At 33.3% G+C, this 17304-nt stretch carries 18 protein-coding genes; 5 read left to right on the top strand and 13 right to left on the bottom strand.

Annotated elements, in window-relative coordinates; translation table 11 throughout:
- On the top strand, positions 1-1364 hold a 1364-nt coding region (locus tag QZV68_RS08855), incomplete at its 5' end, for an ABC transporter transmembrane domain-containing protein (protein ID WP_296880654.1).
- A gap of 799 nt (positions 1365-2163) precedes the next feature.
- On the opposite strand, the gene QZV68_RS08850 is transcribed toward QZV68_RS08855, so the two are convergent.
- Both QZV68_RS08850 and QZV68_RS08845 read right to left on the bottom strand, forming a co-directional pair.
- The gene (locus QZV68_RS08850; RefSeq protein ID WP_296880652.1) at positions 2164-2637 is read right to left on the bottom strand and encodes a hypothetical protein; all 474 of its coding nucleotides are present in this window, start codon (positions 2635-2637) and stop codon (positions 2164-2166) included.
- Between the two features lie 589 nt (positions 2638-3226).
- A complete protein-coding gene (locus QZV68_RS08845) occupies positions 3227-3904 on the bottom strand; it encodes a hypothetical protein (RefSeq protein ID WP_296880650.1) in 678 nt (225 codons plus the stop codon).
- Positions 3905-4219: 315 nt separating this feature from the next.
- Between QZV68_RS08845 and QZV68_RS08840 the strand changes: the two genes are divergently transcribed.
- A complete protein-coding gene (locus QZV68_RS08840; protein ID WP_296880655.1) occupies positions 4220-5299 on the top strand; it encodes a site-specific integrase in 1080 nt (359 codons plus the stop codon).
- A gap of 202 nt (positions 5300-5501) precedes the next feature.
- A complete protein-coding gene (locus QZV68_RS08835) occupies positions 5502-6446 on the top strand; it encodes a hypothetical protein (protein ID WP_296880648.1) in 945 nt (314 codons plus the stop codon).
- Between the two features lie 810 nt (positions 6447-7256).
- On the opposite strand, the gene QZV68_RS08830 is transcribed toward QZV68_RS08835, so the two are convergent.
- Positions 7257-8645: an MFS transporter gene (locus tag QZV68_RS08830; protein WP_296880646.1), complete on the bottom strand. Its 1389-nt coding sequence runs from the start codon at positions 8643-8645 to the stop codon at positions 7257-7259.
- A 1-nt stretch (position 8646) separates the two neighbouring features.
- Positions 8647-9096, bottom strand: coding sequence for a MarR family winged helix-turn-helix transcriptional regulator (locus tag QZV68_RS08825; RefSeq protein ID WP_296880644.1), 450 nt, complete (start codon positions 9094-9096; stop codon positions 8647-8649).
- Between the two features lie 161 nt (positions 9097-9257).
- Between QZV68_RS08825 and QZV68_RS08820 the strand changes: the two genes are divergently transcribed.
- Positions 9258-9812 carry a manganese efflux pump MntP family protein gene (locus QZV68_RS08820; RefSeq protein ID WP_296880642.1) on the top strand — a complete coding sequence of 185 codons (555 nt, stop codon included), beginning with the start codon at positions 9258-9260 and terminating at the stop codon, positions 9810-9812.
- A 235-nt stretch (positions 9813-10047) separates the two neighbouring features.
- Here the strand turns inward: QZV68_RS08820 and QZV68_RS08815 are convergent, their stop codons facing one another.
- The 7 genes from QZV68_RS08815 to QZV68_RS08785 all read right to left on the bottom strand — a co-directional run bounded on the left by QZV68_RS08815 (position 10048) and on the right by QZV68_RS08785 (position 14213).
- Positions 10048-10497, bottom strand: coding sequence for a hypothetical protein (locus QZV68_RS08815; protein ID WP_296880640.1), 450 nt, complete (start codon positions 10495-10497; stop codon positions 10048-10050).
- A gap of 39 nt (positions 10498-10536) precedes the next feature.
- Entirely contained in the window at positions 10537-11928 is a 1392-nt protein-coding gene (locus QZV68_RS08810; RefSeq protein WP_296880638.1) for an MATE family efflux transporter, read from the bottom strand.
- Positions 11921-12394, bottom strand: a complete 474-nt coding sequence (locus QZV68_RS08805; RefSeq protein WP_296880636.1) for a MarR family winged helix-turn-helix transcriptional regulator — start codon at positions 12392-12394, stop codon at positions 11921-11923. The genes QZV68_RS08810 and QZV68_RS08805 overlap by 8 nt, the downstream gene beginning before the upstream one ends.
- A 6-nt stretch (positions 12395-12400) precedes the next feature.
- Entirely contained in the window at positions 12401-12865 is a 465-nt protein-coding gene (locus QZV68_RS08800) for a flavodoxin (RefSeq protein ID WP_296880632.1), read from the bottom strand.
- A 70-nt stretch (positions 12866-12935) separates the two neighbouring features.
- Positions 12936-13538, bottom strand: coding sequence for a type II CAAX prenyl endopeptidase Rce1 family protein (locus tag QZV68_RS08795; RefSeq protein ID WP_296880627.1), 603 nt, complete (start codon positions 13536-13538; stop codon positions 12936-12938).
- 97 nt (positions 13539-13635) lie between these two features.
- Positions 13636-13893, bottom strand: a complete 258-nt coding sequence (locus QZV68_RS08790) for a flavin reductase (protein WP_296880625.1) — start codon at positions 13891-13893, stop codon at positions 13636-13638.
- Between the two features lie 35 nt (positions 13894-13928).
- Positions 13929-14213: a flavin reductase family protein gene (locus tag QZV68_RS08785; RefSeq protein WP_296880623.1), complete on the bottom strand. Its 285-nt coding sequence runs from the start codon at positions 14211-14213 to the stop codon at positions 13929-13931.
- Positions 14214-14250: 37 nt separating this feature from the next.
- On the opposite strand from QZV68_RS08785, the gene QZV68_RS08780 reads away from it, so the two are divergent.
- Positions 14251-15123: a hypothetical protein gene (locus QZV68_RS08780; RefSeq protein ID WP_296880622.1), complete on the top strand. Its 873-nt coding sequence runs from the start codon at positions 14251-14253 to the stop codon at positions 15121-15123.
- 30 nt (positions 15124-15153) lie between these two features.
- Here QZV68_RS08780 and QZV68_RS08775 read toward each other — a convergent pair whose 3' ends face one another.
- Entirely contained in the window at positions 15154-16644 is a 1491-nt protein-coding gene (locus QZV68_RS08775) for a hypothetical protein (protein WP_296880620.1), read from the bottom strand.
- Positions 16645-16768: 124 nt separating this feature from the next.
- Positions 16769-17304: hypothetical protein (locus tag QZV68_RS08770; protein ID WP_296880618.1), on the bottom strand; the 536-nt coding region annotated here is incomplete at its 5' end.

Here is a 17304-nt window from a genome sequence, read left to right as displayed (position 1 = left end):
AAGATTTCAAGGATGCATGTGATGATTCCTATGACAAAAACATCAAATACCAATTAAACCGATATTATATTACTCCAATCTTGTTTTTGATTTTGGACGGAGTCATAGTAATTCTATTGGCAATTATGAGTATAGAATATTCTCTAGGCATTGATACGGTAAATATTGTCGGTTCAGTTGTTATTATCCAATATCTTTTGTATTTTGTAACAACATTGGCCTTCGTTCCAAAATTAATTTATAACTTTCCAAATACCTATACTTTTTCCATACGTATTGAAGAAATATTGGATTTGGAAGATAAGATAGACACCAAAATTAAGAATAAAAAAATCAATTTTAAGAAATTTGAATTTAAAAATACAAAATCCAGAATTTCTAAAAAAATCAGCAACATAAGAAGAAGAGAATCCCAACAAAAATTTGGGTTTTTAATATCTAATTACCGCTTTAAATTCATCTTTTCATTTATATTACTTACGATTTCAACATTATGTATAGTTTATGCCCCAATGGTTGCTGGAAACATTGTTAACCTCTTTGCCAATGAAAATACTGTTGTTGAACCGGGAGTTATATTTACAAACATTCTCTTATTGGCCATTTTGTATATTGCAGGTTATCTGTTGCAGGCGTTTTCGAATAGGATTATGATTTTTATCGCTGAAAAGATAACTTATAACCTAAGAATTCAAATGTATGATAAGCTAGAAAACTCAAAGATAATTAATGATAAGTCCGAAGGTAATATTTTAGGCAGGATAAATAATGATTTGATGAATGTTAGGAATTTTATTACATTTCATATTTCGGGAATTTTCGCACAACTTTTAAGCATTACTCTAGTACTTGTATTAATATGGATAACAGATTGGAGACTGAGCATAATTTATTTCATTGCAGTCCCCATATATGCTATCTGTTTTTATCATTTTGATGCCAACTCAAAGAAATCTTATGAAGACCATCAAGAGCTTATGGGAATTATAATGGGCTTTATAGGGAATTCCCTTGAAAATCATGATTTGATTAGATCTGAAAATCAACAGGAAAATGTTGAAAGTGACTTTGAAACTATTAATTTTGAAATTAAAAACAAATATACCTCATCACGATATCATTCAGGATTAATGTCACCAATTGAGACTTTTTTAACAAATTTGCGTATTGTCATAGTGTGTATCTGCGCTATCTATCTTTTGATAAATGGTGAAATTCAGTTAGGTACCCTATTGACCATTATCCTTTATGGAAAATTATTACCAACACCTATTAAAAGACTGAATACATCATTAACTTCTGTTCAAACATCATATTCAAGTGTTAAACGTGTTTTTGAAGTTATTGAAAACAATGAGCAATGAAAATATTCAGAACATTCTTTGGTGTTGAATATGTTGCTCAACTAATGAAACTGAAGAGGCAATTGTTAGTGTATTTGAATTTGTGTTTAATCAAAAAGGTATTGGTTTAAAAGATGATTTCATTTCGTCTTGGTGGAGATTCTAGTAAGGCTGTTCATCTTATTTCATTGCTTGAAAAAGATGGCATTTCTTGTAGTGTTGGATATTAGGCCAGTACCTGATGAGGAAATTTCATCAGAATAAAAGATGTTAAAGAAATTTATTTAAATGACATTAATGATGTTGCATTTGAAGATAAAATTATTGAAGTTTTTATTAGCAATCTTAGATGGAAATTACCTAAACCAAAAATAAATTCACATCTTATTTATTTAAGTACAGCGAATAAATTTAAAGAAGAATTAGATGAAATAGCTTCAGATAATGAGTTTATAAATATTGATTCAACACATTTTGATATTATTGCTGAAGATGGAGATAAAATTCTTAAATATTTAAATTAATGATTCTATTTCCCTATCAAATTATTCGTGGTTAATAATTTCATGAACAGATTTAACATGTTTTTTTCTAATTCGTTTATAATTAATATTTCCATATCCAATTATAGTATAATTTTCTAAACTAGTAAAAATAAATAGGTCGAAGTAGTTCAATTCAAATATGGGTACAGGAACTATCCTAAAATTGAAAGCAAGGCCTGAAAAGAAAGTAGTCATCAGAAAAATCTAAATTATTGTATGAAAAATTTTAGTTTTAATAAAAAAGTTTTAAAAAAAAGAAAATAATAGCTTAAATATTAAGCTATTACAGGACCAATTAAGGATTCATTATCGGATTGTATTGAAATTACTTTACTTCCTTTACCGTATGTGTAAGTATATCCAACATCATCTTTATAAATGTAACCTTGTACTCCGGAAACATCTTTAGCGGTACCGTTCATGTAATTAATTAAATCATTACCCACATCGGTACCCTTGTAATCGAAAATTACAATGTTGATGTAATTGGTATCATTTCTGAATCCTATTGCATACTCAGTGGATTTGAATGCTACATAGTCATTAACAGTTCCATTTTTACTAATATTTTTATTTTCTTTAAATGTTCCAGGAATTTTGAAATGTTCTCCATCAAGAGTTACATTTTGATCTGGTGGAGCTCCTCCAAATAAAGCTCCCAAATCTGAAAAATCAAATGCAGATACAGTTCCAATAGCAGCGACAGCTACAAGAACAACAGTCAGAGCAAATAATATCTTTTTGTTCATTTTTTAACCTCCAATATGTGTATATTAAATCAATATTCCATTATTTTGTATAAGTTTTAGACTTAGTGTAAAACCCACAAATAAATAAATATTGAGTAATATATTTAAATCTTTTATATTATTCTTTTAAATATTTTTCTAAAATGTTTTATAGATTAATTGAATTAATTAAACTTGTTGAATATTTATCACTACTCATTAAGCTAGATAAAATTTTATTTAAGAGGTTTGTCATTAAATTTTTAATTTAATATTGTTTTGAATAGATTAAGAAAGATGCCTTTCATACGAAATAGCTACTTCATTACAATCATCAGATTCCACCGAGCATTTTTTGATTCTTTTAATGTTGTCCAAGATATCTTATGATTAGTTATTGCAAATGTGTGTGGTTTAATTTCATAATCAGTTTAATGTGCAGTACATTTAGGTAGTAATTTTTGAATATTTGATTTAGAAAGATACATTTCATACTAATTAACTAGTATGATTAAAAATAGTAGTCTTTATAAATTACTATAATAGTAAAATGGAGGTAAACAATAAATTGTATTTAAATAATTCAAATTAGGAATTTGAGAATTTAAATTCAATTTTCATCCAGATTTTCGTAATAGATGTGTCCGGACCTCTCAAGATCCAGGAGGTTAAACTTTGTATTGTTCTCTGGAACCGGATTGTTAAATTGTGTAAAGTCTATCACCAAATCAGGGTCAATTTTCATAATCTTTTCGGATAGTAACTCTTTTAATTGCATTAGATTCTCTTGGCTGTGACAGAGCAGATAAATGCCTTCAGGCTTATTATTAATATTTTCATAGTGTTGACCTTCCATGACGCGGAAATTAGGTTTATATCCTCTGCAGATTCCAAATTCTGATTTCAAATTTTTCAATGCATCAATCTTTTCATAGGTACCCTCTTTTATAAAATTCATATTGTCGAATTTAATGCTAATTTCACCTACGAATTTGAGATATACAAGTAGTTCCCCTGTATTCTCGTCTCTTATAGCATAGTTTTTAATTACTAGGTCTATTTCGTTAGTCAATTCTTTAAATTTTTCATCTAAACAGGCTTCATCTTCAGCTTCCAGTTGGAAAAAAGTCATATCATCAATAACTTCATTATTGATTGGTTCCATGTTAAAATAGACGTGTGATGAAGAGCTAAGGGTTATTGTTGCATATTTAAGTATGATACTGTTAACATCAGGAATTTTTTCTGTTTCTAGATTTGTAATTGCATAATTTTTTTTGATTGACATGATTTAATATATTATAAATTATTGTAATAAATATTTTTTATTGGAAGTGAATTCCTGTTTTGAAAATTTCAATGCAAACATTCATTTCTATCAAAAATTAAATTTTCGATAAAAAGTTTCGATTGCAATTCTTATTACTTTTTTATAACATTATTATTACTAATATTAAACTTGAAGAAATCACCATTTTGAAACCACTTGATGTATATGTATTAGTCAACTTACAACATTCCTCTAGAAACTCCCAAATTATCCAAATTTTATATATAAAGAAAACGTATATTTTATGTAATAATATACAGTTAATATGAAAAGATACGAAGTATTTATATACTCGATTACTTAGAAGAATATTTAGAGGAAAAACAAGAGGTAAAAAACTTAACTGAAGAAACAATCCAAAAACAAACATTCAATATATCCAAATTCATAGAATATTTAGAAAATGAAGGAATTGATGAGTTAAATAGCAGCAATGTTAAAAAACAATTAAGACATTATCGTAGGTATTGTCTAAAGAAACGTGGAAATAAAAGAACAACCGTCAAAACATATATGATGAATATTCTAGAATTCATCAATTCAGAAGATGTTCAGGAAGAAATCCAGCACGATACTATCAAAATGAAGGATATTATCGAAGTTAAGGCTGAAGATCCTGAGACAGCTAAAAAAAGAATCGAAAAGATAAGTCTGACAAGGCAACAAAGCGCATTCTTTTTAGATACAATCCGAGAAAATGGAAACAAAAGGGATTATGCAATTTGCAGGACATTCATTGATTCTGGAATGAGGCTGAAGGAACTTGTACTGTTAAATAAAAGCGATATCCAGGTTCCGATTGATGAAAAAGGTTTTTACATATTGCCTGAAGACGCCAATGAGTTTATTGAAGTTTATTTGCGTGCTGAAACAACAAAAGGTGAGCTGAAAGACCGTACAACATTCATAACCTACGATACACTGCGCAGCCTGAATGATATGATTTATGACCGTATCACAAAACTTAGAAAAGACACTAATGACGTATACAGACCAGTGATTCAGAGAAATAAGGCTGCTGAAGAAGTAAAACGTGAAGAACTGTTCACTAACATTAAAGGCAAAAGAATAGGTAAACGTGGAGTTCAGGACATTGTAAAGAAATATGCTCACTTAAGCGATGAAAGAATCGCCGATGAAGATATTGACTGTCCTGTAGATTATGGGAAAAATGTAAGTGTTCATATTCTCAGACACACTGCTTTAAGCCATTATGCTGAAGTACTGACTGTTGCTGAAGTGCAAACAATAGCAGGACACTCCAACAGCCAAACAACAGATAAATATATCCATGTTGACAGAGAGCAAATGAAACAAAAATTAAAAATTAACAACATGAAATTTAATATGTAATTATTAAATTTCACTTTTTTTACTTATTTTTCTAAAAATGGATAATGTTTAAATACTCTTTAAATGATATATAGTATTACTCTATTTTGTTTAAAATTTATAATAACTACAAAAATTTTTAAGGATTTATATGATTTCTAAAAGGATAATATTAGTTTTAAGTTGTTTCCTGATATTGATTTCAGTATTGGGAGTATGTGCCATGGATAATCAGCATGAAATCCATGATATTCAGCAAGTTTTGAATGAAACTAATGCATCTGACTTAACCGGTTGCTGTTCAGTTGCGATGCAGTTAGATGGAAACGACAGTATATTTTCCTTTAGAAGAGATGCTAATTTAACTGCCGATATATACATAGAAGAGATAGATTGGCATGGCATACAGGCCATAAAGCAATATAAAACCACTGGAGACTATTTCTGTCAGGTAATCATAACCAGTGACGGATGGACAATAGGTTTTGGAGGGATAGATGATGGCCCTGACAATGAAAAAATGGAAGAAATCGCTTCCAAGATGATTACAGATGACAATAGTATTTCTGAAGATGGTTTAAAACAAATACAGGAACTTAAAGCCCCATACAAAATGGGACATTTCTTGATTAAAGCTCCTAATGGAAATTATGGTGTTGCATTTGCAGATAATCATTTTACAGGCAAATTGCAACCTGGTGATTATATTGTAATCCCAAATAGGGAAAAATACATGGATAACGGCAGTATGCCTGTAAATACAACAGATAAGGTTACAGCAATGATTCAATTGGCTCAATCCGACATTTTCGGACTCACCAGAAGAGACATTACAACCTATCATTTCCATAACTATGAAAATTCAACCCATAATGTCAATGTAACTGATGCTTACCTTTCCAATGATGACGGATCAACCCATGGAATGAGTACAGGAAATCTTGTAGACAATGTATACTTCAATAATACATTATTTAAAGCTGAAGAAATTCCTATTGCGCCTAACTATACATCTATGGGAAGCATGGTTCTTAAAGAATCCACAGGCAGTGTGTCTAGTTCTATGACAATTATGGTGCTTGCGGCTGCTGTTGCATTTATTGTACTACTGTTCTTTGCTGTTTATAAAATAGTAAGATCAGTCAGAACCAGGCGTCGCAGACGCTAAAATTTATTAAATTTTATAAATTTTATTAAAAAACAGCAAAATTTATTAAAAAATAGTAAAATTTAACGAAAATAGTAAATATCACTAGCTTGATATATATCAAGTAGTTGATTTATGCCATTTTCTTAATATTACTTGAGTATTAGTGGTAAAATATATATTAGATATAGTTTCTGTAAATACAGAAAATATATAAAATACTACTTTCCATATTTACAGAAATATAGATATACTATTAATACTATTAATCCTTATAATTATATAATATGTAAATACCTATTACTTCTATTAATAGTAATAATAGTAATAATAGTATCATTACCATAACATCAATAATTATCTATTTCTGTAAAATACATATTTACCTATAATATACGGAAATACATTTCCGACCATAGTAATATTACACTAACAGAAAATTCAGTAAAAATAAAGCATATTCAAACTTATTTTTAAAAATACAATAATATAAACAATTATTTATTCTATTAAAGTACATAAAGATTGTTTTAATTTATATCAGTGATATATATCAATAAACATTTAAAACTAATGCGAATGAAGCGAAAAATTAATAAAATTTATTAATTTTTATAAATTTTTAATTGAAATATTATTGCAAAAAACATTACTGCCAGAGAAAAAATAATAATAATTAACCAATCTAGATAGCAACATATATATGTAATAGTGTAAATATGATATTTTTGCATTATAATTATTAAATTTTACAAAAATAAAGAATAAAAAAGGTAAATTTTTTTAAATTTTAAAATATGTTTAAGAAAAAACTAAGGATAGTTAAGAAAACTATCCTCTTTTTGTATTGAATTCATCTTTTGACCTTATTCCAACCAATGATGCAAATACTGCAAGGATACATGCTGCTGTACAGATCATACAGATTGTTTGAGATGCCTGAACAATCATGTTTGCATACTGCGGAGCCAGCTCAAGGCTGCCCATCACCCATGCAAATACAAGTGTCAGAAGACCTAAACTCATAGTCTGTCCTATGGTTCTCATTGTAGCCTGTGAAGCTGATGCAGTCGGTGCGTCCTTTGGCGGAACAGAACTCATTATTGCATTCATGTTAGGGCTTGAGAAGAGTCCCATACCAATACCCTGAAGAATCATTGCAATCACTACAATATAAAGCGGTGTGGATTTGTTCAGGAATGTCAATATCAGAAGCGCAACAGTTGCAATTCCCATTCCCATTGCAGCAAGCTTTTGAGGATGTATCTTATCTGAAAGCTTTCCGGCATTAGGAGCCATGATTGCCATCAATATTGGAGTAATGATGAGTATCAGTCCTGCCATTTGAGCATCCCATCCCCTTACATACTGGAAGTGGTAGTTCAGGATTGTAGTAACAACCATAACAGCAATATAACTGCATAAAGCAGCAATATTTGATGATGTGAACTTCGCATTCCTGAATAGGTTCATGTTGAATACAGGAGATTTCTGTCTCAGTTCAAACATTCCAAATATTACAAGCAGGATTAAACCAAAAACAGTCAATATTTTACCTGTAGTTGTGATGAGTGATGTGAATCCGTAAATGAATGCCAGAATCCCAATTCCATACAGTACTGATCCTGTCTTGTCGATTTTGTCCTTTTCATAGGTCTTCCATTCTTGAGGTATTTTTAAAATCATCAGAATGATGCACAATACCAGAAATGGAATTACAAAGTAAAACATTGATCTCCAGCCAAGATTATGTACCAGAAATCCGCATATTACTGGTGAAAGTGAAGTTGCCAGATATACTCCTGTAACTGTAAAGCCCAATGCTTTTCCCCTGTTCTGCGGTTTGACTGCATGAACAACCATTGCCATTGCAGACACGTTCAGAAATGCAACTCCTGCACCCTGTATTATTCTAAAAATCAGGAATGATTCTGTTGAAAATGCAAGGCATGCTCCAATTGAACCTATCAGGTATACTGAAATTCCTGCAAGCAGTGATTTTTTGACTCCGAATTTTCCTGAAATCTGTCCTGCAGGAACTGTAAAAACAGCTACAACAAGGAAAAATATTGTCGGTACCCAGTTTTGAATTACATTGTTCATTGCGAATTCCTGAGCAATTGCCGGAACCCCAATGATTATACCATTTGATAGAAATACTGCAAAAAATGATGTGATGAATGATATTAAGACCACATACGTTTCAAATTCTATTTTCATTTTAATCCTCCTCAACAAGTTTCATGCCGTTAACGGCAATCTCTTTAATTCTTTTTTTCAATTCATTATCTTCATCTGTTATTCCAACTTCCCTTTCCCACTGTTTGGATATTTTGCGATATTTCGGAACCAGTTCACTGCCCTTTTCTGTTATGTTCAGCATGTATTTTCGCCTGTTTTCGGGATTGACTTTTCTTTTGATGAACCCTTCGTTTTCAAGTTTCTTCAATATCTTTGCGATGTTTCCCTTGCTTTGGCCGAACATATTGACCAGGTCATCCTGGGAACATCCCGGATTGTCATAAATGAACATGATGTATCTTACGTCATGGCCCAAATCCAGATTGGAAAACCTTGATTTCATATACTTCTGCTGATTGAGTGAAATGTTGTGTATCCATGCTATGAAAGGGGACTTGTCACTTATTGCCTGAAAGCTTTCACCGTCCATTTTTTTCACCTGATATTATATTGTTCTAAAGCATAATATAAATGTTTCCTATGAAACAGTTAATTATGAAACAATTATCTTCCTTCTGCAGGTGAACTTGAAAATCATTTCTGGAGATGAACCAATACAATTTAATTAATATGACCAACAAGGTAATATTAATGTCATTTAATTTCATTTCAGTTTTTTTGATTGCAATAGCCCTTGCAATGGATGCTTTCAGCGTATCCCTGACTAAAGGTTTTAGCCAAAAAAATCTTAAAAATAGAGAAATATTTTATTACGGTCTGTTCTTTGGAGGATTTCAATGTATAATGCCTATTTTAGGATATTTCTGTGTAAGCACAATATCCAATCTGATTCAATCATTCGCACCAGTAATCGGATTTGTTCTGCTTATGGCAATTGGGCTAAACATGATTCGCGAAAGCCTCACTGGAGATGAAGATGAAATAACCGACAATTTCTCATTCAAGGAAGTGACACTGCTTGCAATAGCAACAAGTATCGACGCATTTGCCGTGGGAATCACATTTGCACTTTTAAATGATCCGATATGGATTCCATCATTGATAATAGGTGCTGTTGCATTTGCATTCAGCATTGCCGGCATATATATCGGCCGCATTCTTGGCGATTGGCTGGGGGACAAGTTCCAGATTATAGGTGGAGTAATCCTTATAATAATAGGAATAAAGATTCTTTTGGGATTGTGATTATTCACTGGTCAATGAAATGCCATATCTAATTTCTAATTATACATCAATTAAATCACATCTAGATTTTTAATTTCAATATAATGGACTCTAATTTACATTAACACAGTGTGATTTTTATAATTACATTAATGTATGATGGTGATATACATCAAATAGTTTTAGATTTTGAAAAATTTAAAAAGTAATGATTGAAATGCAGTCATCTTTAATGCATTTAAAAGATTGCAATTTTTTACATTTGATTTTCATTATAGGAACGGAACTTTTCGATGAAATTGTTAAGCTCCTCTTCAATCTGGCCAAGAGAAATGGTAGGTTTATAGTTGAGAAGTGTATTCAGGGCAATCAGCAGGGGAATGGCCTCGCCTACACGGACGTCTTTGAAATGCAGATTTTGGTATGTAATCTGAAAGTTTCCATTGTTCATTTCGGCAATTTGAAGTCCAGGAGATATGAAATTTATCTCCTCCCTTTCAATCAGGTCCTCCAAAACCTTTGTGCCTTCCAGGATATCTTCAAATTCAACCTTTTCCTTTTCAAGAATCGGATTGATGAATTCAAATTCTATATCATAGTCATAAAGTGAATATCTGTGCCTGAAATAATTGTCAACCATAAGATAATTGATAAAGAGCTCATGGTTTTGAATAGAGTACTTTCTGTTGTTTAAAATGAATTCCATAATTAAAATATTGTAAAAAATAGTATAAAAAAATAGCCCCTATGAGCTATTTTCATGTTTTTTATATTTTTTAAGGGATATTTCCTTAAATCTCCTGATGAACAGTTTTGCCCAGAGGTAACCTATGGTTCCTCCAAGGAAACATCCGAAGACGACTCCCGCATATATTCCAACAAGACCCCAGCCGAATATAAAGCAGAACATATATGCAAATACACTTTCCATTATCAGGGATCTCAAAAGTGTAATTATCAGTGAATAGGTTCCTTTTCCCACTCCCTGAAATACCATGGAAGACATTATACCGTGAGGAACTGCCAATATGAAGAGAGCCAATACAGATATTGCACTTGCAATTTGCGGAGCCAGTGATGAGCTGGCTGAAGTGTATGAAAATACTGCCGCAATCTGTGAGGAGAACACATACATCAGGATAGCCAATATAATTGAAATTGCAAATCCTATCTTAATGGAATAGGAATGTGCTGTCTGAAGGTTCTTATAGTTGTGCGCACCATATGCAACACCTGCAACAGTAAGGACTGCTGTACCTAAACCTATTAAAGGAATCATTGCCAGCTGCACGATTCTCATTGATGCTGTATATGCTGCCACCGCATCTGTTCCGGATGCAATTACAAGCATACTATTTATGATAATTGCAAGAGCGGAAAATACAAGGGTTTCCAATGTTGAAGGTACTGCAACCTGCAATGTGTCAATCATCAATCTTGATGAATAGCTGAAGTTTTTAACTGACAAATCAAGGTATAAGTCCTTTTTACCCCATATCCAGTAGCTCATGATTAAGCATGAAAGGGCTGCTGATACTACGGTTGCCCATGCAGCTCCCTTAATTCCCATGTTCAGGACGTAAATGAATATAGGATCAAGAATAATGTTCATTATTGCAGTAATTGCAATTGCTATTGTAGCCCTTCTCATATCTCCTTCTGACCTGAATATCGCTGATGCGACACCTGAAAATACGAAGACAAATAGGAATCCGAATATGATGTAGCTGTAGTCCATTGCATATTGGATTGTGTTTCCTGCACCCATAAACTGCAATATAGGAACCATGAATACTTCAATAATTATTGTAAATATTAAAGACACTACAATTGAGAGAACAATTGCATGCAATCCCGCATTGTTTGCCTGATCGCGATTCTTTGCTCCGATATTTCTTGCAATAAGAGAGTTTGCCCCGGCACCGATTCCGTTTCCAAGTCCTATCAATATCATAAACAATGGTGTGATGAATCCTATAGCTGCAAGTGCGTCTGAACCTAATCCTGCCACCCAAATACTGTCTGCAAGATTGTACATCATGATTAAAAGCATGGAAAGCATCATGGGAAGGGCCAGCTTAATGATTGCTTTTTTAGGGTCTCCTGTAATCATTTCAATATTTTTACTTTTACTCATTTTTATTCTCCATTTGATTTAGTTCCATAGAATTTACGGCAATTTGCTTTAATACACGTTTCAATTCATTTTCATCAATGAGATTGTCATCAAATACTTCATTTTCCCATTGGTTTAAAATTTCTACACCTTTTTTTATGGTATTTTTACCTTTGGGGGTAAGTGATACCTTGTTCTGGCGTCTGTTTTCCTCATCGATTTGTCTTACGATAAGTTCCTTTTCCTCCAGCTTTTTGATTGACCTTGCCACTGCTCCCTTGTTGATTGTGCATCTTGAAGCCAGTTTTTCCTGATTCAGGTTTGAATGGTGTGAAATCTCAAAAAGAAGATGGAGCTGTGTGACATTAATGTCCAAATCTTTCAGATTGTGATTGAGATATATGCTCTGTGATTTCGCAATCAGTGAAAAAAGTTTTGCAATGGGAATATCTGAAGGGTCTGCAAGCTTGAATTCCTTAAGGGACATGATTGATTATCCCCTTATAAAATCAGCCAATTGGTCTAAATAAAGATCTTTTTTAACATCCTTTGAAGTCAGCCCTAATGTTGCCTGAGGCTTTACATTGGTAAATTTTTCAAGCTGAAGGAATGTTGAATCGAAACCTCCTCCTCCGGCTGAGGTTGCAAAGAACTTGACATTTTTGAACTTGCCTTCATTCTGTTTAATGTATGATATCAGCGGTGTTGCTGATTTTGAAGCCCAAACCGGAGTACCCAGATATACCACATCATATTCTTGAGGGTCGTGCTTAGGCTCTTCAATTTCAACAATCTTTTCCTGGAGTGCCTGTTTGCCGGCGCGTGCGTAACCTATCTTTCCCTGATAGTTTACTTTAGGTATTATCTCTTCGACATCAGCGCCGATGTTTTCTGCTATGCTTTCAGCCAGTTTTTTTGTTGTACTTGTTCTTGAATAATATGATACTAATGATTTCATTATTATAATTAAGATGTCTTCCTATATAAATGTTGCACTGACAACAATTGCAATGTCAACATTTATGTCATCATATTATGTTGAGCAGAATCAGAACGAACACTGACCCGTCAGTCAACAGGTGGGATATGTAAGGCACAAGAAGGTTCTTGGTTTTTATATAACCGTACATCTCAACAAGTGATCCTACACCCTGCAGGAGCAATACTGATACGATTGATGATGTTGAAGGGTCATAATGAAGCATTCCGAATCCTATCAGTACAATAACGATTGAAACTGCAAGAGACAGGTTGCGGTTTTCTGTAAAGCGGTATAACAGTCTCATGAAAAACATCAGCGGAATGAACTTGAGCAGCTCTTCACCCATCATCGAAAATATCAGGGAGACGGTCATGCCAATATTGACATCAAACGGAGGTGCGGCGTCAGTAGGAACCAAATGGAAATATTCCAAAGCACTACCCATTGCAATTGAATACACCATATATATGGCAAACATCAGAAAAGCAAGGATTATCTCGTTTCTTGAAAGCCTGTGAAAAATCAGTCTGTAATCCCAATTAGAAAAATAAAGCAGTGGAATAAGCAGTGAAAAACAGAAAAAGAAACCTCCGACTATATCATTAAAGATTGAAAAGACGCCATAAAACACAAAGGAAAGCGGAAGCATCACAAGCAGTATGATCCATCCAAGTTTGGAAATTCTCGGATTGTTTCTGTAATATGGAAAATCCCTGTTTTCATCAAAGCTTAAAAACTTAATAATATCACCTCATATACTTTGTTCCGGATTTGAATGCCCTGGAAATCGCCTCGCCCATTCTAAAGTATGTATGTGTAACATCATCATAGGCAAGAGGGTCCAATTTTTCAAAGATTATTTTTCCGGTTCTGTCGAGAACATCCTCATCAGCCTGCACGTTCACTATCTCTCCGGTAATCTGGGTATGGGAACCGACTTCGCAGATGTTCATCACCCTGCACTCAACGGAAACCTTGAACTCTTCAATTATGGGAGCGTTCACATGTTCCGCATTCCGATAGGTATAGCCCACCTTTTCTATCTTGTTTTCGTTGTATCCTGTTCAATTCCGAAATAGTCAGCTTCATCAACATGTTCAGCGCTTGGAAACCCTATGCAGAACTCTTCAGTTTTTAAAATGTCTGAAAGGGTCTTTCTTTTAAGTGTTGAATTGATGGCAATCATGACTGCCGGAGGATGGTGCGAACACATTGCGGCAAATGCAAGAGTGCAGCAGTCAGGATTTCCTTTCTCATCATATGCGCTTGCAACAACGGCCGGTGAAGGATACATCACAGCGCGGGGTTTTAAATTTTTTTTCATAATACTTATTTATCTGATTATATTATATATAATTAACATGAACAGGTTAAAAATTGCTGAGAGGATATCAACTTTGACAAATCCTCCGATAATCACCATCCCATTATTTTTAATAATATGTATCGTGCTGTCATTTGATGACGGAGTCTTCAACTTATCCAAGTTCATTGCCCTTGAGCTGATTTCACTTGTTTTTGCATCAGTCCTGCCCATGGCAATCATATTGTACTGGGCAAAAAAGCTGGGAACAGACAAGGACATCTCCAACAGAAGCGACAGATCCACTCCACTGATAGTGGGAGTAATATCATATTTCATAGGATTTCTCATATCCCTTGCAGCCAACCTCAGCAACTTCATGACCATTCTTCTTTTATGCTATTCGGTAAATACCCTGATAGTAATGATAATTACATTGAAATGGAAAATCAGCGTTCATACCACAGGATTGAGCGGACCTATCGGTGCATTGATACTGCTGTTGGGTCCATTCGGCGCAATATTTGCAATAATATATCCTATAGTAATCTGGTCAAGAGTTCTTTTAAAAAAGCATACCATGGCTCAGGCAATTTGCGGTGCCGTTCAGGGATTCTTCCTTACTATATTCGAGATGTATATATTTGTAGATGTTTTGAATCTTCCTGTCGGAAACATCATAAGCCTTTACATTGCCTCACTGCTTGTACTGGCAATCATAGCAACACCAGTACTTTTAGGATTTTTAAGCTATGTTGAGATTAAAAAAAGCAAGCTGGTATTCTATTTGCTTGAAATAATTCTGGCAGCACTGTTTTATGCATTTGCGCCATTGGATGTATTCATAATATTCGCTTTGATAACTGTCACTTCAATATCTGTGAGCTACTTCGCCGGTGAAGATTTCATTTGGTATAAAAAAATAAGATAGGTAGGATATGCATGGCACATCCTATTTAAATCAGTCCTTATATTTCAGTTTCCAGAAAATTGTGTTGTCGACCTGACCAACTTTCTTGTGTGATACATAGGAAGGCATATCTATATCTGAGCCTTTACGATAAACGAAATAAACAGTCTTGTTTTTATATTTGTTGAAATCATCAGGCATCGTAAACCTTTTATCCTTATCATCGAAGAACTTGGTAAAGTCTTTTGCGTTTTTAGGCTTGTCAACCGAGAATCCACCATAGACAATGGAGTTGTTCAATTGGCCATGGAAATGAACATATTTAACCATTCCGTCAATGATTACAACTGAATCATTGTTGTTTATGCTGTCGAGGAATTGCTGATCTTTAACCAATGCATCGTGGTTCCTGTTTATATCGGCTATTTGGCCGGACAGGTTGAATGCACTGAAGAGCAATATGACAATTACAACAGGAATGATGATTTTCTTAAATTCGAATTTGGAAAGGAATATTGAAAATGCCAGCCATACGATTCCGGTTGCAGGAGCCAGATACCTTACAATGAAAATTGGTTTGAAGACAAAGGACATGAAAACACCAACAGCAATTGTTCCGAGGAATATTAAAATTCCAAGAAGGGCAATGTCGCTGTCCTCCTGTCCCTGTGATTTGTAGTACTTAAGGATAATCACAATGAATATGGACACTGCTATGATTGCCAAAAAGATATTTGCCATGAACTCTGTGTTGACTGTGAATATTGAAGAGAAAAATTCCACGAATTCAACGATTGTGATTTTTTCAATCCAGTAGCTTCCATGTACAGATTTCATCTGCTTATATAATACGAGAAGCCATGGAATGTATAATACTATTCCAACTACTGTTGATATTAACCAATTCTTAAGCTCTTCCCTGTTTTTCATTAGGAAATGTATAAACAGGATTACGTAGAGTACCACCAATCCGACGGCTACAAAATAATGTGTGTAGGCTCCGCAAAGTGAGAAAAATGCCAAAAGAAGCCATTTTTTAAGTGAAGGTTCTCTTAATATGTCACATGCATATAGGAAAGCTAAAAGTAAAAAGAGCATTCCTAACGGATACATTCTTCCAATTGAAAACATTGTGAAGAAATCAGACATTGTTAAAAGAGTAAATGCGAATAAACCTCCAGCTAACCATCCATAATCCTTCCTGATTTTAGTCAGGGAAATTATGAATATTGCGACATAAGGAAGCACTGCCATAATTTTCATCAAAAGGATCTTGTCGAACTGAAGATGGAAAATTCCCTTCAGAATATATACGGGAATCAGATTGAAGGCATAATACAACGGAGGATGCACATCAATTGCGGTTAAATGAACCATTTCCTTGAATGAAATGTCGAGAAGACCCATGGTAAATCTTTCATCAATATGTAAAAAAGGCTTTGTGACAAATAAGTATACAAGCAAGCCCAGTACAAATAAACTTAGAACAAACAACGATTTTCCAAGGTAATCTTTATATTTATCATCAATACTATCATACAATTTACTCACCTAATCAATAATCGCACAGGAATTATCATTAAGACTATGCGATTGTAAAGTAAACAATATTATTTTTTTTTTTCTTTTTATATATGTGCTTTGAAAAAAATATTTTTCTTTTCAACTATTCAAATACATTTTCAACTAAAAATTGAGCCAGTGCATTTCCGTATTGGCCATATGTAAATTTTGTAAAATGAAGGTTATCTGCAGTTGTATATTTGCAGTTGGCGGCATTAACAATACCATATGACCTTGTTTTAAATTTAAACAGTTCCAAATCTGATTCTGACCATTTAACAAACTGCTTGTTCAGTTCTTTCTGATAATCTGCCAATGTCAGGCCGACAGAATTTGGAGTTTTGTCCAAATTTACAGTCTTATAAAAAGGATATTTAAAATCTGAATAAAACAAGTCCACAAATACGACTTTAATTGGTGACAAGCCTTGCGATACTCTGTATCTGCTTGCATTTTCAATCTTATTCATTCCGTGATTAATGCCTCCATTGAAATAATATGTATTTGTTGTATTTATAGTGCCCAATCTGCTGCTGTCAATATAATCGTTGACTCCGGCTGATAAAACTACTATGTCGTAATCGGATATTTTGGTATTGCTGATGCCTGCGCTATTTTCTGCAGTATCAAGAGTCTTCC

Source organism: uncultured Methanobrevibacter sp. (genome assembly GCF_902801725.1).
Classification (GTDB): Archaea; Methanobacteriota; Methanobacteria; order Methanobacteriales; family Methanobacteriaceae; genus Methanocatella.
This window is presented reverse-complemented; position numbering and strand designations above follow the sequence as displayed.